Source organism: Photobacterium frigidiphilum (genome assembly GCF_003025615.1).
Lineage (GTDB): Bacteria > Pseudomonadota > Gammaproteobacteria > Enterobacterales > Vibrionaceae > Photobacterium > Photobacterium frigidiphilum.
The window spans coordinates 23100-49095 of record NZ_PYMJ01000039.1 but is presented as its reverse complement, the minus strand read 5'-3'; the positions used below and the strand labels follow the sequence as shown (position 1 = coordinate 49095).

Annotated in this window: 25 protein-coding genes and 1 tRNA gene; 12 read left to right on the top strand and 14 right to left on the bottom strand. The window is 38.6% G+C overall.

The features are described from left to right. The 3 genes from frdA to C9J12_RS25135 all read right to left on the bottom strand — a co-directional run. The coding region (frdA, locus tag C9J12_RS25145) for a fumarate reductase (quinol) flavoprotein subunit (protein WP_107245204.1) at window positions 1–1468 on the bottom strand (1468 nt) is incomplete at its 3' end. A 113-nt stretch (window positions 1469–1581) separates the two neighbouring features. Beyond that, a complete protein-coding gene (gene maeA / locus C9J12_RS25140; protein ID WP_107245203.1) occupies window positions 1582–3171 on the bottom strand; it encodes an oxaloacetate-decarboxylating malate dehydrogenase in 1590 nt (529 codons plus the stop codon). A 9-nt stretch (window positions 3172–3180) separates the two neighbouring features. Beyond that, window positions 3181–4482 carry a 2-hydroxycarboxylate transporter family protein gene (locus tag C9J12_RS25135; protein WP_107245202.1) on the bottom strand — a complete coding sequence of 434 codons (1302 nt, stop codon included), beginning with the start codon at window positions 4480–4482 and terminating at the stop codon, window positions 3181–3183. Window positions 4483–4729: 247 nt separating this feature from the next. Between C9J12_RS25135 and C9J12_RS25130 the strand changes: the two genes are divergently transcribed. Together C9J12_RS25130 and C9J12_RS25125 are read left to right on the top strand one after the other, a co-directional pair. Beyond that, on the top strand, window positions 4730–6334 hold the full coding sequence (locus tag C9J12_RS25130; RefSeq protein ID WP_107245201.1) for an ATP-binding protein: 1605 nt from the start codon (window positions 4730–4732) through the stop codon (window positions 6332–6334). Beyond that, window positions 6327–7007, top strand: coding sequence for a response regulator (locus C9J12_RS25125; RefSeq protein WP_193944701.1), 681 nt, complete (start codon window positions 6327–6329; stop codon window positions 7005–7007). Before C9J12_RS25130 ends, C9J12_RS25125 begins: the two co-directional genes overlap by 8 nt. Window positions 7008–7249: 242 nt before the next feature. Here C9J12_RS25125 and C9J12_RS25120 read toward each other — a convergent pair. Continuing rightward, window positions 7250–7340, bottom strand: a tRNA-Ser gene (locus C9J12_RS25120). A gap of 287 nt (window positions 7341–7627) precedes the next feature. On the opposite strand from C9J12_RS25120, the gene C9J12_RS25115 reads away from it, so the two are divergent. Beyond that, window positions 7628–8029, top strand: coding sequence for a globin (locus C9J12_RS25115; protein WP_107245200.1), 402 nt, complete (start codon window positions 7628–7630; stop codon window positions 8027–8029). Window positions 8030–8037: 8 nt separating this feature from the next. After that, window positions 8038–8832, top strand: a complete 795-nt coding sequence (locus tag C9J12_RS25110) for a ceramidase domain-containing protein (RefSeq protein WP_107245199.1) — start codon at window positions 8038–8040, stop codon at window positions 8830–8832. A gap of 86 nt (window positions 8833–8918) precedes the next feature. Here C9J12_RS25110 and C9J12_RS25105 read toward each other — a convergent pair whose 3' ends face one another. From C9J12_RS25105 to nrdD, 3 genes are all read right to left on the bottom strand, one after another. Then, complete coding sequence (locus tag C9J12_RS25105; RefSeq protein WP_107245198.1) at window positions 8919–9182, bottom strand: DUF2960 domain-containing protein; 264 nt, start codon at window positions 9180–9182, stop codon at window positions 8919–8921. 326 nt (window positions 9183–9508) lie between these two features. Then, window positions 9509–9982 (bottom strand): anaerobic ribonucleoside-triphosphate reductase-activating protein, encoded by a 474-nt coding sequence (gene nrdG / locus C9J12_RS25100; protein ID WP_107245197.1) that lies wholly within the window; start codon window positions 9980–9982, stop codon window positions 9509–9511. 100 nt (window positions 9983–10082) lie between these two features. Continuing rightward, a complete protein-coding gene (nrdD, locus tag C9J12_RS25095; protein ID WP_107245196.1) occupies window positions 10083–12218 on the bottom strand; it encodes an anaerobic ribonucleoside-triphosphate reductase in 2136 nt (711 codons plus the stop codon). A 317-nt stretch (window positions 12219–12535) separates the two neighbouring features. Here nrdD and C9J12_RS25090 point away from each other — a divergent pair, with 317 nt between their 5' ends. The 3 genes from C9J12_RS25090 to C9J12_RS31470 all read left to right on the top strand — a co-directional run bounded on the left by C9J12_RS25090 (window position 12536) and on the right by C9J12_RS31470 (window position 15583). After that, window positions 12536–13642: a GGDEF domain-containing protein gene (locus C9J12_RS25090; RefSeq protein ID WP_107245195.1), complete on the top strand. Its 1107-nt coding sequence runs from the start codon at window positions 12536–12538 to the stop codon at window positions 13640–13642. Window positions 13643–13708: 66 nt separating this feature from the next. Then, on the top strand, window positions 13709–15151 hold the full coding sequence (locus C9J12_RS25085) for an MltF family protein (protein ID WP_107245194.1): 1443 nt from the start codon (window positions 13709–13711) through the stop codon (window positions 15149–15151). A gap of 300 nt (window positions 15152–15451) precedes the next feature. Continuing rightward, window positions 15452–15583: a hypothetical protein gene (locus tag C9J12_RS31470; protein ID WP_265416165.1), complete on the top strand. Its 132-nt coding sequence runs from the start codon at window positions 15452–15454 to the stop codon at window positions 15581–15583. 66 nt (window positions 15584–15649) lie between these two features. Here the strand turns inward: C9J12_RS31470 and C9J12_RS25080 are convergent, their stop codons facing one another. The 6 genes from C9J12_RS25080 to C9J12_RS25055 all read right to left on the bottom strand — a co-directional run bounded on the left by C9J12_RS25080 (window position 15650) and on the right by C9J12_RS25055 (window position 20598). Further along, on the bottom strand, window positions 15650–16999 hold the full coding sequence (locus C9J12_RS25080) for a sigma-54-dependent transcriptional regulator (RefSeq protein ID WP_041394953.1): 1350 nt from the start codon (window positions 16997–16999) through the stop codon (window positions 15650–15652). A gap of 335 nt (window positions 17000–17334) precedes the next feature. Continuing rightward, entirely contained in the window at window positions 17335–17838 is a 504-nt protein-coding gene (locus C9J12_RS25075; RefSeq protein WP_011220522.1) for a hypothetical protein, read from the bottom strand. 8 nt (window positions 17839–17846) lie between these two features. Beyond that, window positions 17847–18521 (bottom strand): C39 family peptidase, encoded by a 675-nt coding sequence (locus C9J12_RS25070; protein WP_011220521.1) that lies wholly within the window; start codon window positions 18519–18521, stop codon window positions 17847–17849. Window positions 18522–18691: 170 nt separating this feature from the next. Next, on the bottom strand, window positions 18692–19321 hold the full coding sequence (locus C9J12_RS25065) for a hypothetical protein (protein ID WP_107245193.1): 630 nt from the start codon (window positions 19319–19321) through the stop codon (window positions 18692–18694). 204 nt (window positions 19322–19525) lie between these two features. Further along, on the bottom strand, window positions 19526–19858 hold the full coding sequence (locus C9J12_RS25060) for a hypothetical protein (RefSeq protein WP_011220519.1): 333 nt from the start codon (window positions 19856–19858) through the stop codon (window positions 19526–19528). A gap of 44 nt (window positions 19859–19902) precedes the next feature. Further along, window positions 19903–20598 carry a hypothetical protein gene (locus C9J12_RS25055; protein WP_107245192.1) on the bottom strand — a complete coding sequence of 232 codons (696 nt, stop codon included), beginning with the start codon at window positions 20596–20598 and terminating at the stop codon, window positions 19903–19905. A gap of 376 nt (window positions 20599–20974) precedes the next feature. Here C9J12_RS25055 and C9J12_RS25050 point away from each other — a divergent pair, with 376 nt between their 5' ends. The 3 genes from C9J12_RS25050 to C9J12_RS25040 all read left to right on the top strand — a co-directional run bounded on the left by C9J12_RS25050 (window position 20975) and on the right by C9J12_RS25040 (window position 23067). Then, complete coding sequence (locus tag C9J12_RS25050; RefSeq protein ID WP_107245191.1) at window positions 20975–21988, top strand: transporter; 1014 nt, start codon at window positions 20975–20977, stop codon at window positions 21986–21988. A gap of 201 nt (window positions 21989–22189) precedes the next feature. After that, window positions 22190–22582, top strand: coding sequence for a DUF2750 domain-containing protein (locus C9J12_RS25045; RefSeq protein ID WP_107245190.1), 393 nt, complete (start codon window positions 22190–22192; stop codon window positions 22580–22582). A 128-nt stretch (window positions 22583–22710) separates the two neighbouring features. Further along, the gene (locus C9J12_RS25040; protein ID WP_107245189.1) at window positions 22711–23067 is read left to right on the top strand and encodes a HopJ type III effector protein; all 357 of its coding nucleotides are present in this window, start codon (window positions 22711–22713) and stop codon (window positions 23065–23067) included. Between the two features lie 113 nt (window positions 23068–23180). Here the strand turns inward: C9J12_RS25040 and C9J12_RS25035 are convergent, their stop codons facing one another. Next, window positions 23181–23510: a hypothetical protein gene (locus tag C9J12_RS25035; protein WP_107245188.1), complete on the bottom strand. Its 330-nt coding sequence runs from the start codon at window positions 23508–23510 to the stop codon at window positions 23181–23183. 314 nt (window positions 23511–23824) lie between these two features. Here C9J12_RS25035 and C9J12_RS25030 point away from each other — a divergent pair, with 314 nt between their 5' ends. Both C9J12_RS25030 and C9J12_RS25025 read left to right on the top strand, forming a co-directional pair. Then, window positions 23825–24607 (top strand): nucleotidyltransferase family protein, encoded by a 783-nt coding sequence (locus C9J12_RS25030; RefSeq protein ID WP_107245187.1) that lies wholly within the window; start codon window positions 23825–23827, stop codon window positions 24605–24607. Between the two features lie 253 nt (window positions 24608–24860). Beyond that, window positions 24861–25643, top strand: a complete 783-nt coding sequence (locus tag C9J12_RS25025) for a nucleotidyltransferase family protein (RefSeq protein WP_107245186.1) — start codon at window positions 24861–24863, stop codon at window positions 25641–25643. The last annotated feature ends 353 nt before the right edge of the window (window positions 25644–25996 follow it).

Genomic DNA, 25996 nt, shown 5'->3' with positions numbered 1-25996 from the left:
TCTTCTTATAACGCTCACGAAGCTCTGCTAGTTTATCAACAGTCGCTTGCATTAGAGATTCTTCGCGGTAGATACCACAACCCGCTTCCATGGAGTGACCCATTTCAGTACGGATATCAGACCAATTTTCATCACCTTCTTGAGACATTAGCGCATCAATACGATCTTGAACGGCTTGAATCTGCTTAGTGATAGATGCTTCATTCCAACCCTTGAATTCTACTGCGCGCTTCGCTGCGCCTTCACCCGCAAGGCGACCGAATACAACAAGCTCAGCTAGAGAGTTAGAACCTAGACGGTTAGCACCGTGAAGACCAACAGATGAACATTCACCCACTGCAAACAAACCTGCAATACGTGTTTCGTTGTTCTTGTCTGTTTCAATACCACCCATGGTGTAGTGAACCGTTGGACGAATTGGAATTGGCTCTTCCGCAGGGTCCACGTTTACGTATGCTTTAGATAATTCACAGATGAACGGTAGGCGTTCATGTAAATATTCTTTACCTAGGTGGCGCAAATCAAGGTGAACCACGTCGCCCAATGGGTGCTTAATGGTGTTGCCTTTTTGCTGCTCGTGCCAGAATGCTTGAGAAACTTTGTCACGTGGACCAAGTTCCATGTATTTGTTCTTAGGCTCACCGATAGGGGTTTCAGGACCCATACCGTAATCTTGTAGGTAACGGTAGCCATTTTTGTTTAGCATGATACCGCCTTCACCACGACAACCTTCCGTCATCAAGATGCCAGTACCAGGTAGACCTGTTGGGTGATACTGAACGAATTCCATATCACGTAGTGGCACACCGTGGCGGAACGCCATAGCCATACCATCACCAGTTACGATGCCGCCGTTCGTATTACAGTTGTAAACACGACCCGCGCCACCTGTTGCTAGTACAACAGATTTAGCTTTAATACAGATCAATTCGCCTTCAGACATGTGAATAGCGACAAGACCTTGTGCTTGACCATCTTCAACCAGTAGGTCAACAACGAAGTATTCGTCAAAACGGTTAATTTGCTTGTATTTGATAGATGTTTGGAAAAGCGTGTGTAGCATGTGGAAGCCGGTTTTATCCGCAGCAAACCATGTACGCTCTACCTTCATTCCGCCAAAACGACGAACGTTTACGTCACCGTTTTCTTTACGGCTCCAAGGACAACCCCATTGTTCTAGTTGGGTCATCTCGCGAGTCGCGTTTTCTACGAAATATTCAACAACGTCCTGTTCACATAGCCAGTCACCACCACCAACGGTATCGTTGAAGTGATTGTCTAAGCTATCCTCATCCTTGATGACAGCAGCGGAGCCACCCTCTGCAGCTACAGTATGGGAGCGCATTGGGTAAACTTTAGAAATAAGTGCAATTTCTAAGTCTGGGTTTGCTTCAGCAGCAGCGATGGCAGCACGTAGGCCAGCACCACCAGCGCCGATTACAGCAATATCTGTGGTAATTGTCTTCACAGTTATCCTCCGGAAGTTATATGATAAAATTTGATTCAGATGTAGGAATAGAGAGCCGTTATTGAACACTCTATTTCTGCACTTTTACTATTGAGATAAATTGGCAACTGATCCTATGAGGTAACAATTTCGATATCTGGATTCCAGAAAGCATTCTCGATCATTGCGGTAATATCAGCGTCATATTGTGAAGTCATATTTTCTGATAAACCTTCTTCAATGGCTTGCTTCGCAACAGCAATCGCGATCGATTTTGATACTTCCAACGTCGACTCGATGGCTGGCAGTACTTCATCATTCGTACATCGCGTACAATTGAAGTTTGCCAATGCATCTACCGCCTTCAGCAACATACGATCAGATACTGCCATCGCATTCACTACTTTGGCACCAAGCCCTATGCCAGGGAAAACATACACGTTATTGCACTGAGAAATGGTATAGCTCTGATTTCCATACTGAGCAGGCTTAAATGGACTGCCCGTTGCAACAATGACATCATTTCCGATCCAGTCGAACACCTGTTGCGGCGTTACTTCACAAGCACTAACAGGATTAGACAATGGCATAATAATTGGCGTTTGGGTGTTTGCGGCTAAGACCTTGATTGTCGCTTCATTGAACAAGCCAGCCACTCCTGTCACACCAACCAACACATCAGGTTTGTAATACTTGATAGCTTCAATCAGGGTCAGCGTAGATTTTTCTTCCGGACGTTCAGAACAAGGGCGTGCTAAGCTTTTTTGCATAGCTGATAGGTTCTTAGAATCTTCAAACAACAGGCCTTCGCGATCGATAATGCAAACACCATGATTCGTCTCAAATTCAAAGCTATCTTCTATAAGCCGAGCAATACCACAACCAGCCGAACCACCACCAACCACGAATACACGGGAGGTTGACGGCTCTTTTCCAATTTTCAGCAATGCTCGTTTAATTGTCGCAGCACTCACTGTTGCTGTTCCTTGAATATCATCGTTAAAACAACGATATCGATCTCGATACTTTTCCAATAACGGATAAGCATGATTATTGCTGAAGTCTTCAAATTGAATAATTGCCTTGGGCCAGCGGGTAACAAGGGCTTGCATGATCTCATCAAGATAGAGATAAAAAGCATCATCATCGATGCGATCACCTTTATCACCTAGATACTGTGGGTCTTGCTTTAGCGCAGGGTTGTTGGTGCCGATATCAATACAGACAGGTAGCGTACGCTCTGGTGGAATACCGCCTACAGCGGTGTACAACGAAAGTTTACCAATCGAGATACCCATTCCACCGATACCTAAATCACCTAAACCAAGCACACGAGAACCATCTGTTACCACTATGATGTCAACATCATTTGTAATGCTGTCAATGGTTGCTTTTACTTGTTCATCGCCACGATAAGAAAAATACAAACCACGCGGTGCAAAGTTAAGATAACTGTATTTCTCACACGCATCCCCCACTGATGGCGTATAGATATACGGTAAGCTGTCTTTAATATTATTACGGATATAGTGGTAAAACAGACGTTCATTTTGGTCTTGAACATGCCTTAGCATCAGATACTTCGATAAATCATTTCCAGCGACATCAATCGAAAAACGGATCTGCGCCGTCTGACTATTAATATTTCCTAATGATGCATGAAGTGCCGAATGGTTGGTGGGTACTGTCTCAGCACTTGAAAGATGCGGTTGTATGTATGACATAGTTTTACCTTACTTCAGCATTTCAAGAATAAAAGTCGCGAGAATCAGCATGAAAGCGCCGCCGATTCGTGATGATATTTGAGCAAAAGGCATGAGTTCCATGCGCTTACTCGCAGCAAGTACTGCAACATCACCGGTCCCCCCCATGTTAGCCATACACAAACCAGCGGTAAGCGCTGCTTCAATGGGGTGGAAGCCCATCAAACGCCCAACAATGGCGGTACCAATAATGGCACCAAGTACTGTCGCGAATACCATAAGGAAATACACTAGGTTTAAAGAGGCGATGATTTGGTTTAAATCGGTATAAGCGACACCAATACCAACAAGCAGTGCAGGAGTTAGATTATCAACAACAAATTGGTACCACCCATGCGCAGCTTTTTCTAATTCGCGGGGAATAAAACCCATGACTTTCACTAACGCAACAAAGATGATCATTAGTGCATATGTATGCATGTTAATAACACTGCTTAGCATCGTGCCAACGAAATACATCGTTATGGCAAGCAATGCGCCAACACCTAGGATATTTATTGATATTGGTTGTTCTTGTTCTTGTTCTTGTTTTTCTTCATCTTCACTCTGTACCTCACCAGTACTACGCATAAGCTGACCGTTACCCGTAAGAGAGGGGTAAAACTTACCCAGCTTGTCTAATAGACCAGCCATCACAATGGCAATCGCATTACCAATAGCCAACGCCGGTACCATTTTCGACATCAACATTTCAGCTGACATATTGGAGTTGCCAGACATGATTTCAACCAAAGGTACAGCACCTGCGCCCATACCCCCGCCCATGATCGGCAGTGCAATCAGCATGACTGATTCAAAAAAGCCTTCCCCTAGGAAGCTTCCGACAAGACCGGCGAACAAGAATGCGCATGCCACACCGCCAAAGATAACCGGAATATACTTCAATGCAGCTTTCTTCAGCACGTTGGTATCCATGCCCAAAATCGAACCTGTCACCAAACTCGCGATAAAGAAAGATAAGAAGCCACCACCTTTTACGAACGTAGTGATCGTATCAGCCGTTTCATGAGGAATGATGCCACTGTGGAAAATGTATGAAGAACCAAAAATAATAACAATGGCACCGCCACCAAAGAATTGGTTAACAATAGGTGTTTTGTTACCGAGCACATTTAATATATAACCGACAACAGCCATCACGCCGATTGCGCCGATAATTCCCGTAGGCATTTTATTTTGAATGGTAGCAAAAAGTATGATTGCAGCAGATAATGCAAAAATAATATTAATCATCCGCTTGTCATTTATGGTAATCACGTCGTTGGTAAACATATTCCACCTTTCTTTGTAGGGTTATTAAAATTATGTCTGAAGTCTAACAACACTTATAAACAGAAATATTGAGCACCCCATTTATGTAACTATCTTTACCTTTTGTAACTTTTGTACACGGGAGTGTGATGAAAATGTTTAGTAACATAGAGCGGCCTAATCATATTATTTCTGACTCAGCACACATTAATATCTGCTGAGAGCCCGTTATACTGCCCTTAATTAACCTTGCTACCCTAGGCCGATTATGAAACTTAAGAGCTATCTGGCCTTAACCACTGTTGCTACCACCTCTTCTATTGTTATCGTCGTAACCACTGCGATCTTTTTCTTATTGCAAAATTCACATCAGGAAGGCATTGAAGCAAGGGGATTAGAACTTGCTCGCGTGATCGCCCATGACCCAGTGGTTATTCAGGCTATTAATGCCAAAAATAAGCAACAGAGTTACAATCTGCAAAGCTATATTGAAGATATCAGAACACGTACCGATGCATCCTTTATTGTGGTAGTCGATAAAAATGCCATGCGTCTAACCCATCCTGATTCCGATAAAGTCGGCAAGCATTTCATTGGTAATGATATATTTCCGGCACTGGAGCAAGGCTCCGAATACAGTAATACGGCATCAGGCTCACTGGGCAAAGCTATCCGTAATTTTTCCCCTATTTATTTAGATGGGAAAGTCATTGGTGCAATCTGCATCGGGTATTTATCCGAAAAAACCTCTGATCTTTTGTTGCAGCAATATGGTCATATTGGTGTGCTTATCAGCGTCGTCTACTTGCTTGGTATTAGCACGATAATTGCCTTTGTCTTTAAGATAAAGCGTACTTTTCTGGACTATGAACCGGAATTTATTGTGAATAAATTTCGCGAGCATGAAATGGTACTAGACAGTATTCGTGACGCCATTATTGCGGTAGATAGCAACATGAATATAGCCACAATTAACAATAGTGCAATCAAGATGCTTTCTATGGGTATACTCGATCGATATGACTATGTGAATCACCCGTTATCACTTTATTCCACGCCATTAAGCCATCTTGTTCTCGCTAACCAAGGAGTATTCCATCAGGGGGAATTTAATATTGGCAAGTTGAAATACAGAGCCAATGTCTATCCCATCAACACCTTTAAAGGTTTGCTGGGTCACTCAATTGTTTTCTTCCCAAATCTAAACCACAACGAACTTGAACACGAAGTTACCTACCTGAAGAATTACGCAGAGTTACTTCGCAGTAAAACACACGAATATTCCAATAAACTCAATGTACTTTCAGGCATGTTACAAATCGGAAAATATGATGAGGCCGTTGATTTCATCCAACAGGAAACTGACCTCTACCAATCAGTAATTCGCCACATTGTACTGTCGGTTACAGACAGTTCTGTTGCAGGTTTATTGCTCGGAAAATTCAATAAAGCAGCAGATATTGGTGTGAAATTCACAATCGATATAGATACTAATTTGTCGAGTTACGAGAAAAACATCTCAGAAAAACTCGTTACAATGATCGGTAACTTAATTGATAATGCCTTACTCGCTTCATGGCAAAATAGAGAAAACGCAAAGCCTGAAGTGCATGTGTATCTTAGCGATCGTAGTAACCACATCATTTTAGAAACTCAAGACAGCGGTGCGGGTGTACCCGAAGATATTACCGAGCACATTTTAGAGTTCGGTGTAAGCTCTAAGATTGATGATGACCAGAGCGGCATTGGCTTGTACTTAGTCAAACAACTAGTCGATTACTTTCACGGAAGTATTGATTGGGAGCGCACAGAGCAGCACACAACGCTATTCAGTATTTACTTAGATAAAAATGAAATCACTAATTATGACTAAAACTACTGTAATGCTCATTGAAGATGATAGTCGGGCCAGTTACACCCTCGAATCCACTATCAACCAACATTCTGATTTTACTGTTGTTGCTGTCAGTGAAAGCTGCTCAGAAGCTCTTACTCAATTCGAGGTATATAAGCCAACGTTAATCTTTGTCGATATCACGCTACCCGACGGCAATGGTATTGATATTATCCGTCAACTACGTGAACAAAATGCGGATTGTGATTTTATTATGACAACCGCCGAGCGAGAAACAGCAACGGTTGAAAAAGCCGTCCAACTTGGTGTGATTGATTATTTAGTCAAACCAATTCGTATGTCTCGTGTTCACCAAGCTCTTGATGACTACAAGCAGTACAAACAAAAGCTAGCCCGTACATCAATAGTAGATCAGGGCGAAATAGATCAGATCTTACGTAAAGCGCCGATAAAGCAATTACGCCAGACACCAAAAGGGATTGATGCAACAACACTTGCTTCATTAAAATCGATTCTGTATGAAGAGAAGCTACACGATTTTTCTGCCGAGAAAATTGGTGAGCGCATGAATGTCAGCCGCATTACGGCAAGGCGCTATCTGGAATTTTTAGAATCAGAAGGCGTGATCCGCTTAACTCTAAACTACAAAACGGGTGGCCGACCTCGCCGTTTGTATCAAATGATTGAGTAAAACCTTAAATAAGCCCTTAAGTTCGATCAATGTGATTTCGCTTCGCTTATATGGACTCCCTGTCTAGGATTCTGCATCCCTATCTTATTAGCAAACTTCAGACGTAAAAAAACCGCTAACAGAGTAGCGGTTTCTTTGAATATGGCGGAGTGCTCTGGGAAAGGCGGATTTGGAACAAATCCCTCTAGCCACAGCACTAAATGCAAAAAGGGCGCTGATAAATCAGCGCCCTTTTCTAAATGTGGCGGAGAGATAGGGATTTGAACCCTAGAAGGGCTATAAACCCTTGCCGGTTTTCAAGACCGGTGCTTTCGACCACTCAGCCATCTCTCCAACGCGGTGAATATTACGGTTCTAATGCGTTGCTGTAAACCCTTTTAGAGTCAAGCGTTCGCTATCCGAACATAAAGCTAAAAAACCAAGCATATAGAGGAGAAACAAATCAAGATAACGACTATAAATCAATCAAAAGATGAGTCGTCGCGTTTATTATATGGGTTAAATCAATATCTCAGCTATTGCTCAACGATTAATAAATATGCCTGATATACTAATTAAACTGATAGCTTTCAATAAGAGCTCAATTCAATAATGTATCAATTAACGAAAAAAGGATGAATATGGATATTCATGAAGTTTTTAACGACAGTTATGCCAGATGTAATGGAAACCCTCATTTCATGCCTCTTTTTTATGAGCGTTTTCTTGAAAAAGATGAAACATTTCGTTCTATGTTTACCCATGTTGATATGGAAAATCAGATGAAAATGATTAAGGCATCATTGCTAATCATTATGCTCGCTGCAACATCAGAACAAGCAAGAGCAACAGTAAAAAAGTTTGGTAAACGCCATGGACCCGATGGCTTAGGGATAAAACCTTTAGATATTGACCTTTGGTTTGAATGCTTAATCGATACAATTAAAGAATGCGATCCTGCTTATAATCAGTCAGTAGAACAAGCATGGCGGCAATGTTTTAACGAAGGTATTGCTATTATGAAAGCTGAGTGTAAATCATGAGGTGAATAATGGCGAAGCTATCTTCTTATCATAAGAAAGTCACAGGGCTTATTGTTATTGCTGCTGTTCTTACTCTTGCCGCTATTATTTTCTCTCCTATCAAGCAAAGTGGCAACTTTTATAACTACGCCGATCAACGCATGTTTTTTTCGATTCCGAATTTTTGGAATGTCATCTCTAACCTCCCATTTTTATATGTCGGACTTAAAGGATTACAATTATTTAGACAACGTTCGGTGGCCATTGAGCCAAATATCGCACTGCAATACCCCTTTTTTTTCTTCGCACTCATGCTCGCTTTCTTTGCATCAAGTTATTACCACTTAACCCCTAACGATTTCACCTTAATGTTCGACAGAATACCTATCACCCTCGCTTTTATCGCTCTCTATTGCATTATGTTAACGGAATTTGTATCGCGAGATGCTGGTCGTTGGTTATTTTTTCCCATGATTGTGTATGGTTTTTTATCTGTTGTTTATTGGTATATAACAACGTTACAAAATGGACGCGGGGATATGTCTGCTTATGTGTTAATTCAAGTCATTCCTATTATACACATCCCTATTATTCTTTATTTTTTTTGCTCTCGGTTTACTCACAGGCAGTACTATTTATACGCGCTCATTGCCTATGTACTATCAAAATGGGCAGAATCTAACGACGATGAAATATATGCATTGTTGGGGGGAATGAGCGGACACTCTGTCAAACACGTTATTGCAGCAATGGGGGCTTACTTTATTTATATAGGATTCAGGGATCGAAAGAGATATAGCAGTAAAACATCTCAAAGAAAGTAATATCATTTGAGTTAAGTCGATAGTCAAAAAAAGGATACTCAATGAGTACCCATTTTACGCGTTGTAAAAACAGTAAAATACGTTAGTTATTTCTTACCGACACCACGGTTTTCTTTTTGAGCTAGGGTAATACGACCAAAACCTAACTTTCTGAAATGGTTATCACGGTAGTCTCTTACTGCTTTTTTGTCGCGAGTCACAGCTTCAATTTGCTGTTCCATTTTTAAGTATGCAGTAATATCAATTCCTTCAGCAGCAGCAACGGCCTCTTGAATTGAATGGTATTCTTGGTATGAAAAAGTAAGCTCTTTTTCTTCATCTTTATAAGTATAAAGGATTGTACGTGCCATGATGGGCTCCTACGGATCAGGAAAGGTGGGAATGTACCTTAGATGAGCAAAAGATGAAAGAAAAGTAGTATGAAACCCCATAAAAAGCGCTTCCATTGACTGTTTTGAGCATAACAAAGGCGCGTCAATATTGTGCAATATTCCCACCAAAAAGGTGCAAGCCAATTTCATACACCTTCTTCTCCCACAGTTATACACAGAAACAGTGGATAACTCAGTATACCAACATGAAATATTCACAAAAAATTAACGTTAGAGTGATTTTCACACAACGCAATGCTTTACAAACAAACACTTTACTCAATAACGTTCATTATGAGCTTAATTTATTCAATCTCATTAAAATAGTGGATAACTTGGTTCTCGCTCCCCTTCCACACAAGGGATGGGTCTCGCTTATCTTGCTCAAACTTACCATCGACCAGCACATCAATTAAGTCAACAATTTGCTGTTGTTGCTCAGTCAGTTCAGCCAAAACATAACCAGACCACAGCCAAATATCTTTTCCTACACATTCCGTTTTAACTCTCATGACAAGCTTTAATACAGAAGCGAGATTAGCAGGATGAAGGGGATCACCACCAGATAATGACAATCCACGGCGCTTGATACGCGTATCATTTAAATCATTAATGATGTTGTCTTCCATTTCTTGAGTAAACGCATGCCCGTTATCTAGTCGCCAAGTGCTTTTGTTATAACACCCACGACATTGATGCTCACATCCCGATACGAATAATGTACATCGCGTACCTGGACCATTAACCACATCAACTGGATAGTAATTGTTGTAGTGCATGTTTTGTTTCCTCAACCTTGGAACAAATAAACAAAATGCAAGAAGTGCCAAACAGGCACTTCTAAACATTCTTTTTAATGAATCTATATAAATATTTACATTACATGTGCTTAACGCGACGTTTCACTTCTTCTTGCTTGCCGAAGTTAAACGGGCGGGCATCTGGGCTGCCTAAGTAACCACACACGCGACGCGTTACAGACACTTTCGACGGTTCATGGTTACCACATTTAGGGCACGTGAAACCTTTACTCGTACAATCAAACTCACCCATAAAGCCACATTCGTAGCATTCATCAATCGGCGTATTTGTTCCGTAATATGGTACACGCGTGTAGCTGTAATCCCATACGTTCTCTAATGCTTCGACGTTGTGTTGAATATTTGGGTATTCGCCATAGCAAATGAAGCCGCCACTCGTGACTTCTGGGTATGGCATTTCAAAATCAATCTTATCGTATGGGTTTACTTGCTTTTCTACATCAAGGTGGAAACTGTTCGTGTAATAACCTTTGTCAGTTACGCCTTCTACTACACCAAACTCTTTCGCGTCAATCGCACAAAAGCGGCTACATAGATTTTCACTTGGCGTACTGTATAAACTGAAGCCGTAACCTGTTTCTGCTTGCCACTTATCTGTCGCAGCTTTTAAGTACTTAACAATATCAACGGCTTTTTGACGTAGTGTCTCGTCATCGTAGACATGTGCTTCAGTGCCGAAAATAGCATTGATTGTTTCGTGAATTCCAATATAACCAAGCGAAATAGACGCTCGACCATTTTTGAAAATTTCTGACACATCATCATCAGCATTCAAACGAACACCACACGCCCCTTCCATATAAAGAATAGGTGCAACACGTGCTTTAACACCATCTAGGCGTGCAATACGTGTTTCAAGAGCACGACGAGCTAGAACTAGGCGGTCGTCTAATAATGCATAGAAACGCGCTTCACTACCTTCAGCTTGTAAGGCAATACGCGGTAAGTTAAGGCTAACAACACCAATGTTATTACGACCTTCATGAATCAACTTACCATTTTCTTCATAAGTGCCTAAGAAACTACGACAACCCATTGGGGTTTTAAATGAGCCCGTGATCTCAACTACCTTGTCGTAATTAAGAATGTCAGGGTACATACGCTTCGATGCACACTCTAGTGCAAGCGTTTTAATATCGTAGTTTGGATCATCTTGCTTATGGTTTAAACCATCTTTAATGGCAAATACAAGCTTAGGGAATACCGCTGTTTTACGATTCTTACCCAATCCTGCAATACGATTACTTAGGATAGATTGTTGGATTAAACGTGATTCCCAAGAAGTGCCCAAACCAAAGCCAAATGTCACAAACGGCGTTTGCCCATTAGCGGTATGCAGCGTATTGACTTCATACTCTAAAGATTGGAATGCGTCATAACACTCTTTGTCGGTACGAGAGCGAGCAAACGCTTCTGGATCAGCAATTCCCCACTCTGTCGCAACGCTCAAATGCTTCTCGTAGCTCACTGTTACATAAGGTGCTAGTACTTCATCAATACGGTTTATAGTTGTACCGCCATAAATATGGCTAGCAACTTGAGCAATAATTTGTGCGGTAACCGCTGTAGCCGTTGAAATTGATTTAGGAGTATCAATTTCAGCGTTACCCATTTTAAAGCCATGCGTCAACATGCCATCAAGATCGATTAACATACAGTTGAACATAGGGAAAAACGGTGAATAATCTAGATCATGATAGTGAATATCGCCCTGCTCGTGTGCCATAACTATGTCACGTGGCAGCAAATGTTGCTTGGCATAATGCTTTGCTACAATACCCGCCAGCAAATCACGCTGAGTAGGAATCACTTTACTGTCTTTGTTTGCGTTCTCATTTAATAACGATGCATTGCTCTGCTCGATCAACCCTCGAATTTCATTATTGAGTAGGCTTTTCTTATCACGCGCAATATCACGATCGTGTCGATATTCAATATAAGCACGCGCAACCGCTTTGTGTGGGCCAACCATCAAATGGTTTTCAACTGCATCTTGAATAGCGTGAATTTCAACTTCTTCAACTGACATAAATTGAGACAGTACACCATCAGCAACAGAAGCTGCGTAGGCTTCATTCATTGCTTCTACGTCTACTTCATCAACTGATTGGGCTGCACCTAATATAGCCTCTTTAATACGTTGAGTATTGAACGGTACACGGCATCCATCACGCTTAATCACTACAGGTTTCACACAAAGCTCCTACTAACATGACACTGTCACTTAAAACACAAAATATAGGCTTTAGTGAGAGAGCAAATACAATATGTGGTGTATTAGGCGAGATTTCAGAGAAACAAACATTGATCTAAATCAGTTTATTTTGATCGTAGTACAGTGAACAAGCAATGAATTTGAACAGTGCCAAATTTTTGCATGTAACGTTTTTTACAATCATTTTTGTCAACAATTTTATTGTGTAATCTCCTCCCATTTATGAAAATAAATTCCTTGCCTTTTCCTTTATAAAGTACACTCAACTTGATAATAAATTGATAGAAGAATGTGCCATGGATGAGCAAACATTAGCTAAACAGTTAGACGACGTAACTTATAGAAACATACGGATTGGTTTTCGATGGGCGGCAACAATCTCTCTTATTATTTTACTAATGATAATTGGCCCTATTTGGCTTAATGGTATTAAAGAAAACGCTCTGTATTTAGATCGTTCTTGGACTCAATACTCATTTCAAGCAATTGTCTATTTGATAGGAATTGCTCTCTACCACTCGCAATTCCCCCCTCAACAGTGGCGCAAAACAGCCACACTCTACGCCTTACTGTTTGGCATTAGTTGGGCATTAGCTATTTACCACATCGCTTTCATTGGGCAAATGTGGCCCAGTGCTGAAATAGCGGCAGATTTGATCATGATGACTTCTTTATTAGGATTCTATGCACTTCGTCAAGCCGTTTACGCTGCAATATTTCCCGTCTTATTGGTAAGTACTTGGGCAAACTACATTGAGGCTGGACATCTGTTGTTATTGCCGATAGAAAAAGTGCTGGCTATCTGTATTATTGTAGAGACAGGCCGTAGAACGCTATACCGTTGGTTTTATAACAGTGTTGAAAAAGATCATGAAAATCAAAGATTGGTAAAAAAGCTTTCTGACCTAGCAACCAAAGATCAGTTAACTAACCTTTACAACAGACGATTTTTCGAATATGAAATAGATAAGCATTGCCATTTAGCAAAACGTAATCATTTACCGCTGTCTGTTATCTTAATTGATATCGACCATTTTAAACATTACAACGATAACCTTGGTCACCCTGCTGGTGATTTATGCTTAAAACGTGTTGCCCGCACCTTACAAAAAAGCCTATTACGTACATCAGACTCTGTTTCTCGCTATGGTGGTGAGGAATTTATTATTATTCTACCCAATACCCATTTAGAAGGTGCAAAAAAAGTCGCCGAACGTATTCATCGCACCCTACAACAAGAAGCAATACCCCATCCATCTTCTAGCGTGAATAATTTCGTTACACTTAGCCAAGGTATAACGACATGGAAAACTCAAAAGGGACCAGAGCAACTAGTGCAAGAAGCTGACGACCAACTCTACAAAGCGAAAGAAGCTGGACGCAATCAATACAAAGCAGCATAGACACCTAATCACTTAAAAAGATGAATTGACTATACTCAATAACATTACCTTATTGAGTTATCGTTCATGCTAAAAAGATTTGTCATTGCATTACTATGCTTTAATGCTTTCATTTCGACATCGTTCGCACTCGAAGTCTTTCCCATTAACAATACTAAATTTACTGGTGATCTGACTCAAATAAGCGAGCATGGTGTAATCAGAATACTTGTATCTGCCGACCTTGGTTTTTACTACCTAGATAAAGGTCATCCAAAAGGTATAACCTCTGAAATGCTGCTGTTGTTTGAACAACATGTACTGAACAGCACGAAACAAAAGTTGCATTTACAAGTTATTCCCATCAACCGAGATCAATTACTTCCTGCACTTCAGGCCGGTGTCGGTGACATCGTTGCAGCAAATTTGACCATTACACGTCAACGAAAAAAAACCGTTGATTTCAGCTCTCCTATTCTTAGTAATATCAATGAAATTTTTATTACCCATACAGATAAAAGTCCTATCACTCAATTAAAAGATTTATCTAAAAAAAATGTCTGGATCAGGGCAAGTTCTAGTTACTACCGAAGTGTAAACCGCATTAACAAAAAACTCGCGAAACAAGGCCTTGAAACAATGTACATACACTTCATTGAAGAAACGCTTCAAGACTATGAATTATTACAGATGATCCAGCAGAAAATTATCCCAATGACAGTGCTGGATAATCATAAAGCAGAGTTTTGGGATTTAGTGACTGACGATTTAAAAATGCATACTGAGTTTCCCATCAGAAAAGGGGGAGCAATTGGTTGGGCTTTTAGGAAAGACAGTCCAGAATTAGCAGAATTAGTTAACAACTTTATTGAAAAAAATCGATACGGAACTCTAAATGGTAATATTATCTTCAATCGTTATTTAAACAGCAAAGCATGGTTTCAAAAAGTGGTAAGTGCTACCAATATAGCTAAATTCAAAAAACTTGAAAAACGATTTGTTCGTTACAGCAATATGTATGATATGAATTGGTTATTAATTGCAGCACAAGCTTTTCAAGAGTCTCAATTTGATCAGACTAAACGCTCACATGCTGGCGCTGTAGGTATTATGCAAATTCTACCTCAAACAGCAAAAGAACCTTATATCAATATTTCAAATATTTATAACATTGATAACAACATTCATGCTGGTGTGAAATATATGGATTTCATATTGAACAGATATTATGACACAGATGACATTGACGACATGAATAAAATGTTTTTTGCTTTAGCGAGCTATAACGCAGGACCAGGACGTATAAATAGAATGCGTAAACTTGCAAAAGAGCAAGGCTATGACAGTACAAAATGGTTTAACAATGTTGAAGTAATAACACGTAAACATGTCGGACTTGAGCCCATTACTTACGTGGGTAACATTAACCGCTATTATACTGTTTACAAACAAATATTTTCTCTACAAAATGTGACAAGTCAACAAGCAGCATTAAGACATAAGGACTACTTATTCATACCCAGCCACTAGCTTCTATAAGCGCCCTCAAGATTCAGAATAAACTCAATATGCCATAAAAAACCCTTCTACGTCACTTACAGCCACACTGTATTAATAAAAAAAGAAGACGTTAAAAATAGAGTAACAATCATAATTTGTTTATAAAACAATCAAAATCAAACCGATTGTGAGATCACAATCAACCTTTCACAATGCTGTCATTTTCAATCACGACTATTGAGCATATAGATGTTGAATCAACATTTCATATGATTCGATGACGACATCTTATAATTAATGGAAGAAACATAAATAAAAAGGAAGAAGATTATGGATGCTTTAAACAAAAACACTTTGGTAGTGCCGACTGAAGATGAACTCTTAGTTATTCAGCCGAATGATTTATATCTGATGCAAGATGAATACAACGAATATGATGACGATATTATTATTTTAAATTAATTGTCGTTGAATATTCATAAAAAAAGCTCGATTAATCGAGCTTTTTTTCATTGAATCGGAATAAAACTATTCACCCATTTGCCCATTATTATAATATCGAACATCAGGAACTATATTGTGTTTATTTAATAGACGATACATTGTAGCGCGAGATACACCCAGATCTTTGGCCGCTGAAGCGACTTGACCACGGTGTGTTTCAAGTACAGCGACTAATACATCTTTTTCCGCTTCATCTTTAATATTACGCAAGCTTTGCTTAAGGTTAGATTTACTTGGCAAATCAAAATGCTCAGCTTTTACTTCGCTACCCTCAGCAAGCAATGCTGCACGCTTTACTTGATTCATTAACTCTCTTACATTACCAGGCCAACTATAGCGTAAGAGTAACTGCTTAGAGTCTTCAGAGAAACTCGATGCTAATGTATTATATTCATTAGAAAATTGACCTAAAAATTTTTCTGCTAAAAGATAAATATCAGAACCACGCTCTCTAAGAGTCGGCACTTTAATATGGAACACATTCAAGCGATAGTAGAGCTCTTTACTAAATTCACCGTTAGCAACTGCAGTTTCAAGATCTGCACTTGATGAAACGACAATACGTATATCGCAATTTACGTCTTCATTTATAGACTCCCCTGCAGGTGCCTGTAAATATCTTAGCAATTCATCTTGTAGTTCTTTTGACAATTCTTCAACATTATCGAGTAAAATAGTACCATTAAATTTGGGCTTTTCATCATCATGAAGTTTTGTTGCCGAATTTAAAAAAGCAATTTTCTCTTCATCTGATGTTAGTGAACCGCAATTAACATTAATAAAAGGTGCATTTTTACGCTTAGACAAATTATGAATTGATTTCGCGATAAGTTCTTTCCCTGTACCATTTTCACCAGTAAGAAAAACATTCACTTCTGTTGATGCTACACGTCTAACCATATCACGAAGTTGCTTCACCGATTTAGAGTCACCATACAGTCCCATATCGTGCTGTGACGTTACCTCAACCCAAGTTCTTGCTTCTATCTCAAGCATACCAAGTTGATGTCCGACAGTGTCTAAGAGTAAGGTGCTAGGGATCGGCATTGAAAAGTAATCGACACAATAATTATTAATAAACTGACAGATAACATCCGTTTCTAGCTGCTCTTTTTTAATTAGTGCAATCCAACGTACTTGCTTAGTTTTATTTGCCCTCAAAGAAATACTATTTAAGCTAAAATCGTTATTGCTTAAATCAACAATGCATATGCATGGGCTGTACTCTTCTAGTATTGCATCTGCTGTCCTAAGGTCATAACAACAATGCGTTTTCCATCCTGATTGTTCAAGAAGCGCAATCCAAGGTTCATAATTACAACCAATTGCAACAAGACGACCATTTATTGATTTATTTTTAGATTGAGTCACCATCGAAATCACCACACTATCAATGTACATATTATTTTTAATGTATTAAGAATATAGGCAATAAATGACACGTATGTAGGGTATCAGAAGTAAGAAAGTGACTCTTAAACAGCCTATTTATGTGACATTTAAATCAATATTAAAAATAGACCTACTAAATCAGAGACTTATTCAATTTGAAAAGTTCCTCTAATTTATAATAAATTATGAATATTTTCATCAACAACACTACTACATAATAAAAAATAACAAAAAAAGCACAGTAATAAAAACAAAAAAAAGGCACAGTAATAAATCACCATGCCTTATTGTAAATGTACGAACCATAATAATTTCAATCAATAAGAAGAATACAAAATAGAATTCTCTATCCTATTGTAAATAACTTGTCTTTCAATAAAGCTATTCACATCAGCCTGTATATCTAACTGCGTTTCTACTCGTATCGTTGTATTATCATTTGTATTTTGAATAATACTCGCGATACTACCAGTATCAATACTTATCATTTCTGGTGCTGTATTGCCTTCACCATTTTGGACTACACTTACAGGTTTAACAGATGATGATGAGGAGGATGTTAGCACCCCATTATCTATCGTTAGATCTGCGATATAGGAGGTAAATACCTTTTCACCATTTAGCGCTGTCGAGATAGATAATCCAATATTAATCAATGTATCATTAATGGATACAAAACCACCTCTTATCGATGACATTTCAGTTTCACTCATTGTAAGTAAACCAAAATCATCTATAGTCTCGTGATTTATTGATGCGCTAGCCCAAAAGGCCGCACCTCCTATTACAGATGCAAAAAACCATTTTGATGTTTTTTTCATACTAGCCTCTAATAATCATTTGCCCCAGGTAGAGTAATACTAAAGGTTGCAAGTGATTCTCTAATTACAGCCTCTGAAACAGGAGAGGGCGTGTATATACTATAATTTTCTTGTTTTATGAAACTTTCTTTGCCAACTTTAACGTTATTTTTAACTAATAATACTAATCCTTTGTAACCTGCTTCGAAATCATCGATGTCCATTGTTAGTGTGCCCCGAGAGGGGTCTCCGAGTATAACTTGACTGCTATTCATACCTTTTATTACAACAAAATGCATATAGCCATCAAAGTTTACTATTGTAATTCCTGGAACGCCTAATTTCTTTAACTTCATTAACGGTAACTTATATCCATTTGCCGTTAGCCCTTGAGCTTCCAGATATTTTTTCATATCTAACATGGAAAAACCCTGTTGCTCTATTTTTTCTTTATCTCCGTATTTGAACATATATTCAAATACAGAATTTTCGGATGTTTCTAAACCATAATGATAAGTTAATAACGATGCAACAGCCGCAGAACCGCAACTAAAGTCATATTGTTGCCTTTGCACATCGCCAAAAACTTTCTCTTGGTAGCTCTTAACTTTGACATTATATGCTCCTCTACTCGGAAAATAATCGAGAGCAAAAACTGATGAACTAAGAAAAAAACCAGCAATAATAAGCAGAGACGTTTTCATAAACATACCATTATGTTATATGCTCAAACAAATCGTAGTTTTTAACATACAATTTATTTAATGTATTTATATCTTAAGTATTAACTAATTGATTAAAATTTTTGTCTCATTTATAACAATCTTAAGAAACTAATAAGGGCCCTAAGGCCCTTAACAAATAACGATATTGACTAAGGGGAAACCAAAGCCGCATTTGTACTTGTAGTTTGCTGTACCAACGCGTTATTACCTACGTTCTGACCCGCAATATTGATACCCGAAGAATCACCAAAGGAGCTAGACATAGAGTTCGTTTGATTAACTGTAAAATCACCACCTTCTCCACTGCCCCCACTATCGCAACATGCACCACCATATGTCACTTTTGAGCCCATAACTGCGCCATCTAATTCTGCAGCCGACATATACGTATCGATCTCTATGTTGACATCCCAACTTTCTGTGTAGTCCATTGTAGTGTCATAAGTTGAATTCATCGAATTATCACTGTTATCTTGTTTCCAAACGCTTCTATCATTACCAATATTTTTTAAGGTTAATGTATCGTTATCATAAGTACTTGATTTATCGATTTCAGTATTAGTTTCGTCTGTATAATCGACCGTATCATTGTATTCAGTGTTGCCAACATTAGTCACATAGATGTCTTTGTCATGGCTATCTACCTTATCAACATCAACATCCGTATTATAAGATTCTTCTATTACTTTAACGGTATTACCACTGTCTTGTGTAACAGCTAATGCAAATGGTGATGCGAATACAACTGCTACTAATAGTGCGATATTTGATTTACGCATGATATTACTCCGAATATGTCATTTATTATTGTAATAACTTAAACATAGGGTTTATTATTTATATCTTTTCGACACAATGCTAATTATAAAAAGCAATCATGTATTAAGTAATGATGTTAGTCCCTATAAAACAACCCCTAATTAATGGTCTGTAGAGTCGTCGCTGACATATTCTTTATATGTCAGCTTAGATACACTAACAGCTTACTTCAACGTCAAGTTCACTACAGTTGCATTTTGGATAAGAACATTATTACCAGTATTTTGAACTACATTAAAAATACCAGATGACTCACCAAATGCACCCTCAGTTATCATATTGGCACCTGTCGTATTATTGTAGGCACCATTTCCTTGAACATCACCGTACATGTCTGATTCAGCATGCATTACATCTATGTTCAACTCATATTGACCGCCACGAGATTGATTCATTGATGTATCGCTTAGCATTTCAGAACTTGCTAGAATATCCAACTCATCTGCAGCAGCACTACAAGTAATTAATACTGCAACTATCAGTGTTAAATATTTCATAACATCCTCCTGAGAATTACACTTAGTAATCCCCAGTAATTATCTTAATAGCCAACAAGAACAGCATTTGTGCTAGCACTTTGCTGAAGCATTGAGTTATTACCCGCATTTTGACCAGCCATGCTGATACCGGAAGAACCGTTAAATGAGTCCATCATAGAGTTAGACTGGTCAACAAAGAAGTCACCCCCCATGCCACCATCATCATCATTATAACCGCCACCATGGCCATAACCTCCACTGCCACCATCACCGTCACAACATGCACCACCATATTTCACTTCGTTGTCAGTAACATAACCACTTAAATAAGAAGTAGATACATAATGGTTCTCTTCTAAATTAATATCCCAGCTAATATCTTCAGTTACATTAAGAGTATCTTTCCAAACTGTACTATTATCGCTGTTGTCTTGGTTATAGTAACTCTCATCATTATTGACATTCTTCATTGTTAATGTGTCATTATCATAATCACGGCTAATGTTTTTGGTATAATTTGTCTCAGTATCTGTTGTGGTGTCGTAATTCGATTCATGATTAAATGAATCATCAACATCGACATAAAGATCATGACTATCTGTTTTATCAATATCAACATCCTTATTACCAACATCATTTTTGTATATATCCGTATTATCGTTCCCTGAATTCACGGGTGCAGGTGGGTAATAATTTGCCAGAGCTATTGGTGAACTAACAACAACTGCCACAAGAAGTGCGAGATTAGTTTTACGCATAGTGTTACTCCAAATATGTTGTGTTGTTTTTTTTATAGTTACCCGCAATGTGCTGCGAGATAACTTAATAGTAGTGTTGTAAAATCACTGCCTTGTATTATTTTTGATAACTTCAAAGTTTTTTAAATATAAAAACTTAATTTTAATTCCGACAATTTATATACTCACATTTCCAAATAAAAATACAGCAACTCATAAATATTACATTTATTATTTATAAGACTGCTTCATCGCCATCTTAAATATAAGACATTATTCTGAGACAAATAACTAACAGCTTAACTTATCATCTACTACTCTTTTTCTATTGCTTGGTATTTTTTTGTTACCAACTTACATTTTTTTATGGACTACCTTGTATCGAAGTGGGGAAATCGTGAAAGAATTCAAATATAAAAGCCTAATTGCGCTTCTTGCTTTATGTTTTAGTACTGCTGTAGTAGCGGCTGAGGATCCAGCAAAGGATGCAGAACCGAATAAAAAGACTAAAGAAGAAAAACCTAAAAGAGTTCAAACTGTTGCAGATATTTTTGAACAGCCAGGAGTATTAACACCAAGGGGATCATTTGTTATTGATTCCTCACTGTCTTATACGCAAAATTCATCAAATACTATCTCTGTTGTTGGTTACTCGGTACTACCCTCTTTAATTGTGGGGTTAATACAAGCGAGTGACATTGATAGAACAACAATAACATTTGGTCTATCTGGTCGTTACGGCATAACAAACCGATTAGAAGTAGAAGTGCGAATCCCTTGGGTATATAGGAGTGATTCAATTTCTGAGCGTTCTGCTGGTATAGGACAAGAAGAAGATAAATTAATTGATTTAGATGGAAATGGTTTAGGTGATATTGAGGCGGGGTTTAAATACCAACTCAATATGAATACCGCCCCTTATTGGATAGGTAGTTTACGCTTCAAAAGTACAACAGGCGACTCACCTTATGAAGGTTCGCCTGATGATTTGCCAACTGGCTCAGGCTTTCCAAGCATAGAGCCAGGCTTAACGATGATAATGCCAATCGATCCTGCTGTAATTTACATGAATACGAGCTATATCTGGAATATTGAAGATGATGTGGATTTAGCGGGAACAAAAGCATCCATTGATCTTGGAGATACCATTTCTTTTGGTGCCGGTATGGGCTTTGCTGTTAACCCTAAGTTCTCATTCAGCCTTGGCTTGAATCACAAGACAATCTTTAAATCAAAGGTCAGTGGTGTGGAAAACTTTAATGCAAAAGTTTTACAGTTAGATTCCCTTTCTGTAGGTGCTAACTATGCTGTTAGCCGTGATACCACCATCAATGTTGGTGCATCAGCAGGATTAACAGCAGATGCCCCTGACTTCCAACTTACTGTTCGTATTCCTTACACCCTAAAATAGTCACGATCTTTATATGGCCCGGGTTCAAGCCCTAAAAAAACCGCTTACATAGCGGTTTTTTATGTTCAAAGTGAGCTTTGCAAGCACCTTAAGGACCTCGGGTATAAACTTGTCATAAAGTTTCCAGATGCAATATAAGACTAAAGTGTAATTTTGATTTATCATATTAGCCTTATACTCAGATGCAACAGGAACAAAATCATGTCTACACCTTTAGAGCCAACGATGGTCGAAACGATAAAAGGTTATGATGCAGAAAAACGTTTCAAATACCTAGTTAAAGAAGTTGTCACTAATCGTGAAATTTGGATCCTGATCGATGAACATGGCTGCGTTATGCTAAATACAGATGACGAAGATTGTGTTCCAGTATGGCCAAACAAAGAATTCGCAGAAGCTTGGGCGACGGGCGAATGGGATACATGCAAAGCAGAAGCTATCTCAATAAACAAATGGCACAGCCGCTGGACGCATGGACTAGAAGATGATGGACTTGCTATTGTTATTTTCCCTAATGAAAATGAAGATGGCTTAGTCATATTCCCAGATGAGCTTGATTTTGAGCTAAAGCAACAAGCTAAAAAAAGTAAATAAGCCTCTTAAAAACGCTAAGTAGTATCATAAAAATACGTTTAAAGGGCTTTTATAGCCCTTTTTATTCTTTAATAAACTAACCAGTATGGTTAAAAACCAAGCACTATAAATTTTGGAGAGATAAAGCCATGGAAGCGCTTATTCATAGATTAAAAACTAGCCCTGAATCGATCGCATTTGAAAAAGTCATAGAGACCATTAATAAGCATTATGATTTTTCACCTGCAGCTTTTACAAATGGTTTAGGTAATGAAACACTCACTAATGCAATAGGCACTAATGAAGGTTCTTGCCGTATCTTCTCTTTTGCTAAAACGCATGCATTATCTGAAGCAGAAACCCTAGCGTGTTTTGGTAACTATTATCGTATTGATGTATTACAAAACCCTGACAACGTCGATCACATGAATATTCGCAATTTTATGAAATATGGTTGGGTGGGTATCAATTTTAGTGTCGATCCACTTATTACAAAAAGTGCATAACTGGACGGTAAACTTGGTTTCAGCTACAAACCTAAACCAAGTTTACTTTCGAAACCAACACATTCACGTTGTTAGCTAATGCTACCGTTAACTAATGTTGTCGCTAGCTAATGTTACAGAGGCTTTTGACAATGACTGCACTTCGTTGCTGGCTTTAAGAAAAATGGCGTCCGTGTAACTTGACCGCATGCTTCACAAAATTTAGTAGAACGAATAGTTAAGAAAGTCACTGGAATAAGCAAAACCAACAAACTAAACATGAGTACAATCGGCGGCTGCATATAAATAATAAACCCACCAATCACAGTGTTAGTGAAAATGGTATAAATTGGCCATAGTTTACGCTTACGCTTTACATCTGAACCACGTTGAAACAGCATTACACTGCCAACGGTTAATCCCAACCAAATAACTACAAATACAATCGCTAGATCCTGCTGCACAATTCATCCATTTATTGAAATAAGAAACAAAGCTAGTTTACCACTAAGCAATGGTAACAGCTAAATTATGCACATCACGAACTGATACATATTTCGTTACACCTTAATAGGAGTTTCAGCTGATATGAATCATTCAAAATGTACACAATGGGAAGCACGTCACAACCTGAATATTACCACCTCTCATTTTATCAATTCACCCATTGAAACAAGATAATGAAGACAGATATCTTATGTACACGGATATGTTGTTCATCCGAACCAGCACACTTTGGCAGTTTTAATTTCTAAGTTATGTGCATATAGGAGCTTTAATGGGTACCAAATCTATACTTCGCACCTGCTTTGTTCTTTTATTTGTATTAGGCCGTAGCCCTATCGCTACAGCCAGTTTGCCCAATTACATTGATTCAGAATCCGAACTTCCCTCATCATCACAGGAGTCCAAAAAATCTTTCCAAGGATCGTTAAGTGGTCTCTATGCGATTCCAACCTGGAGGCTGCCACACATTACACAACCTCAGAATGATTTCGGCTCTCTTTATCTACAAGCCCAGATTGCTCAAAATGAATTAGAGCAACTTATTCAACAAACATCGATGATTACTGGTACAAGCGCTTCATCACCGGGCATTAAATCACGAGACAGAGCTGAATATAAAATAGCAACAGAATTGAATGGAAGTGTACATAAATTAACAGACCTAGCACGAGGGTCTTTAGTTGCCAATGACATAAATAGTTTAGTGCAAACTTTTGAACTTCTGAGTAAAGAAGTCACGATTGTTGAAGTAAAAAACCGTTTCAAACAACCTGCAAAATCAGGCTATCGAGATTTGAAAATGTTGGTCCGTCTCCCAAACAGCCAGCATATTGCAGAGATACAGCTTCATTTAGAGGGGATTTCTGATATAAAAAATGGTAAAGAACACCAATTATATGAACAAATTCAAACAATTGAACGTATAGCTAAAGCTAATAATCGTCAGTTAAATGATATTGAATTAGCAAAAATAAGACAGTTACGTAATCAATCACAGTATCTTTATAGTTCTGCTTGGCAAGAGTATTTACAGCCTAAATTGGCCGTAAGTTAATTCCCACATCTTATATTCACTATCATTAAGGCTACTAAAGTGTGGCCTTTATCACAAAAAAACATCGTATTTTTTATCGTAGACCTAAATTCATCTTATGTTCAGGTATACCCGCTATTATATGTATTAATTCAAAAGACATGAGGAATATTATTAGAACAAATCAGCAGAACACATACACACTTTTTACGTCACCGTTTATATGTATGTTTTTGATGGAAAGCCCTATTAGGGGTTTCACAGGAGTTGTTTTATGCACATGAAATCTGTACTTCGTACTTTCTTCGTTCTCCTTATCGTCTTCGGTCGTACTTCGATCGCTGCACCACTACCTCAATATTCAGATTCTGACTATGAAGTTTCCCCTTACCAAACACAAGAAGGTAAAAAGTCTTTTCAGCGTAGCCTAAGTGGCCTTTATAACGTCAATAGCTGGACAGAACAGAATATTACCCAGCCTTACAGTAATTTTAGCCAACTGTTTCATGCAGCAACACATGCCCAGCAAGAATTAGACACTCTTGTTCGTGAGATCGCATTGCATTCCAATACTCAAGCTTTAGTGCCAGCAGTTAAATCAGAAGAACGCGCTAAAGAAAAAATCAAGACAGAGTTACAAGGTGAAACTCATCGTATTACCGATTTGGCACGATGCTCATTAGTAGCAAGTGATATACCGAGTTTGATGCAGTCATTAGAATTACTAAATAAAGAAGTCTCTGTTGTTGCGGTTAAAAATCGCTTTAAAAGCCCGACAGCTTCTGGCTACCGTGATTTTAAATTATTAGTACGCTTACCAAAAAGCCAAGTGATTGCAGAAGTTCAACTTCACTTAGAAGCCATATCTACGGTAAAAAATGGTGCTGAACACAAGATATACGAAGAAATCCAACGTATCGAACGTGCAAGCATGACAGAAGAACGTAACATCTCTGAGTTTGAATTAGCACAGATAGCGAGACTTAGAGCTGAGTCATTAAATCTATACCAAACTGCATGGCAGCAGTATTTACAGCCTGAAGCCATGGCTGTGTAATCCCCCTCATACAATGGAAGCTAGACATAGGGTGTAGCTTCCATATCTAGATATACTTTTCATGTAAATCCCCCATATACCCAACCTTCCTCAACATGTCAGTTTCAGAGTATTCTCAACATATTTAATTCAAGGGAAATGTGTAGAGATCGGATTCAGAGCCGATCTCAGCATGTTGAACTCAAAGAAAATGCATGTAGGAATAGCATTCCCTTTCAAGCACATTTGACACAGAAGTAGACACGCTGAACGACTCCCGAAGGGCTAATTTTGTTGGGCTCTATGCTGTGTTACTTATTTTCAAGGTATAACCACTAGGTGCCTTGTTCTTACCCATTCTACCTGCGCAAATT

Excerpts from the sequence above, each read along its gene's own strand:
- maeA (WP_107245203.1), bottom strand. The coding sequence starts at position 3,171 with ATGTCATACATACAACCGCATCTTTCAAGTGCTGAGACAGTACCCACC.
- C9J12_RS25135 (WP_107245202.1), bottom strand. The coding sequence starts at position 4,482 with ATGTTTACCAACGACGTGATTACCATAAATGACAAGCGGATGATTAAT.
- C9J12_RS25130 (WP_107245201.1), top strand. The coding sequence starts at position 4,730 with ATGAAACTTAAGAGCTATCTGGCCTTAACCACTGTTGCTACCACCTCT.
- C9J12_RS25125 (WP_193944701.1), top strand. The coding sequence starts at position 6,327 with ATGACTAAAACTACTGTAATGCTCATTGAAGATGATAGTCGGGCCAGT.
- C9J12_RS25115 (WP_107245200.1), top strand. The coding sequence starts at position 7,628 with ATGGATATTCATGAAGTTTTTAACGACAGTTATGCCAGATGTAATGGA.
- C9J12_RS25110 (WP_107245199.1), top strand. The coding sequence starts at position 8,038 with ATGGCGAAGCTATCTTCTTATCATAAGAAAGTCACAGGGCTTATTGTT.
- C9J12_RS25105 (WP_107245198.1), bottom strand. The coding sequence starts at position 9,182 with ATGGCACGTACAATCCTTTATACTTATAAAGATGAAGAAAAAGAGCTT.
- nrdG (WP_107245197.1), bottom strand. The coding sequence starts at position 9,982 with ATGCACTACAACAATTACTATCCAGTTGATGTGGTTAATGGTCCAGGT.
- C9J12_RS25090 (WP_107245195.1), top strand. The coding sequence starts at position 12,536 with ATGGATGAGCAAACATTAGCTAAACAGTTAGACGACGTAACTTATAGA.
- C9J12_RS25085 (WP_107245194.1), top strand. The coding sequence starts at position 13,709 with ATGCTAAAAAGATTTGTCATTGCATTACTATGCTTTAATGCTTTCATT.
- C9J12_RS31470 (WP_265416165.1), top strand. The coding sequence starts at position 15,452 with ATGGATGCTTTAAACAAAAACACTTTGGTAGTGCCGACTGAAGATGAA.
- C9J12_RS25080 (WP_041394953.1), bottom strand. The coding sequence starts at position 16,999 with ATGGTGACTCAATCTAAAAATAAATCAATAAATGGTCGTCTTGTTGCA.
- C9J12_RS25075 (WP_011220522.1), bottom strand. The coding sequence starts at position 17,838 with ATGAAAAAAACATCAAAATGGTTTTTTGCATCTGTAATAGGAGGTGCG.
- C9J12_RS25070 (WP_011220521.1), bottom strand. The coding sequence starts at position 18,521 with ATGAAAACGTCTCTGCTTATTATTGCTGGTTTTTTTCTTAGTTCATCA.
- C9J12_RS25065 (WP_107245193.1), bottom strand. The coding sequence starts at position 19,321 with ATGCGTAAATCAAATATCGCACTATTAGTAGCAGTTGTATTCGCATCA.
- C9J12_RS25060 (WP_011220519.1), bottom strand. The coding sequence starts at position 19,858 with ATGAAATATTTAACACTGATAGTTGCAGTATTAATTACTTGTAGTGCT.
- C9J12_RS25055 (WP_107245192.1), bottom strand. The coding sequence starts at position 20,598 with ATGCGTAAAACTAATCTCGCACTTCTTGTGGCAGTTGTTGTTAGTTCA.
- C9J12_RS25045 (WP_107245190.1), top strand. The coding sequence starts at position 22,190 with ATGTCTACACCTTTAGAGCCAACGATGGTCGAAACGATAAAAGGTTAT.
- C9J12_RS25040 (WP_107245189.1), top strand. The coding sequence starts at position 22,711 with ATGGAAGCGCTTATTCATAGATTAAAAACTAGCCCTGAATCGATCGCA.
- C9J12_RS25030 (WP_107245187.1), top strand. The coding sequence starts at position 23,825 with ATGGGTACCAAATCTATACTTCGCACCTGCTTTGTTCTTTTATTTGTA.
- C9J12_RS25025 (WP_107245186.1), top strand. The coding sequence starts at position 24,861 with ATGCACATGAAATCTGTACTTCGTACTTTCTTCGTTCTCCTTATCGTC.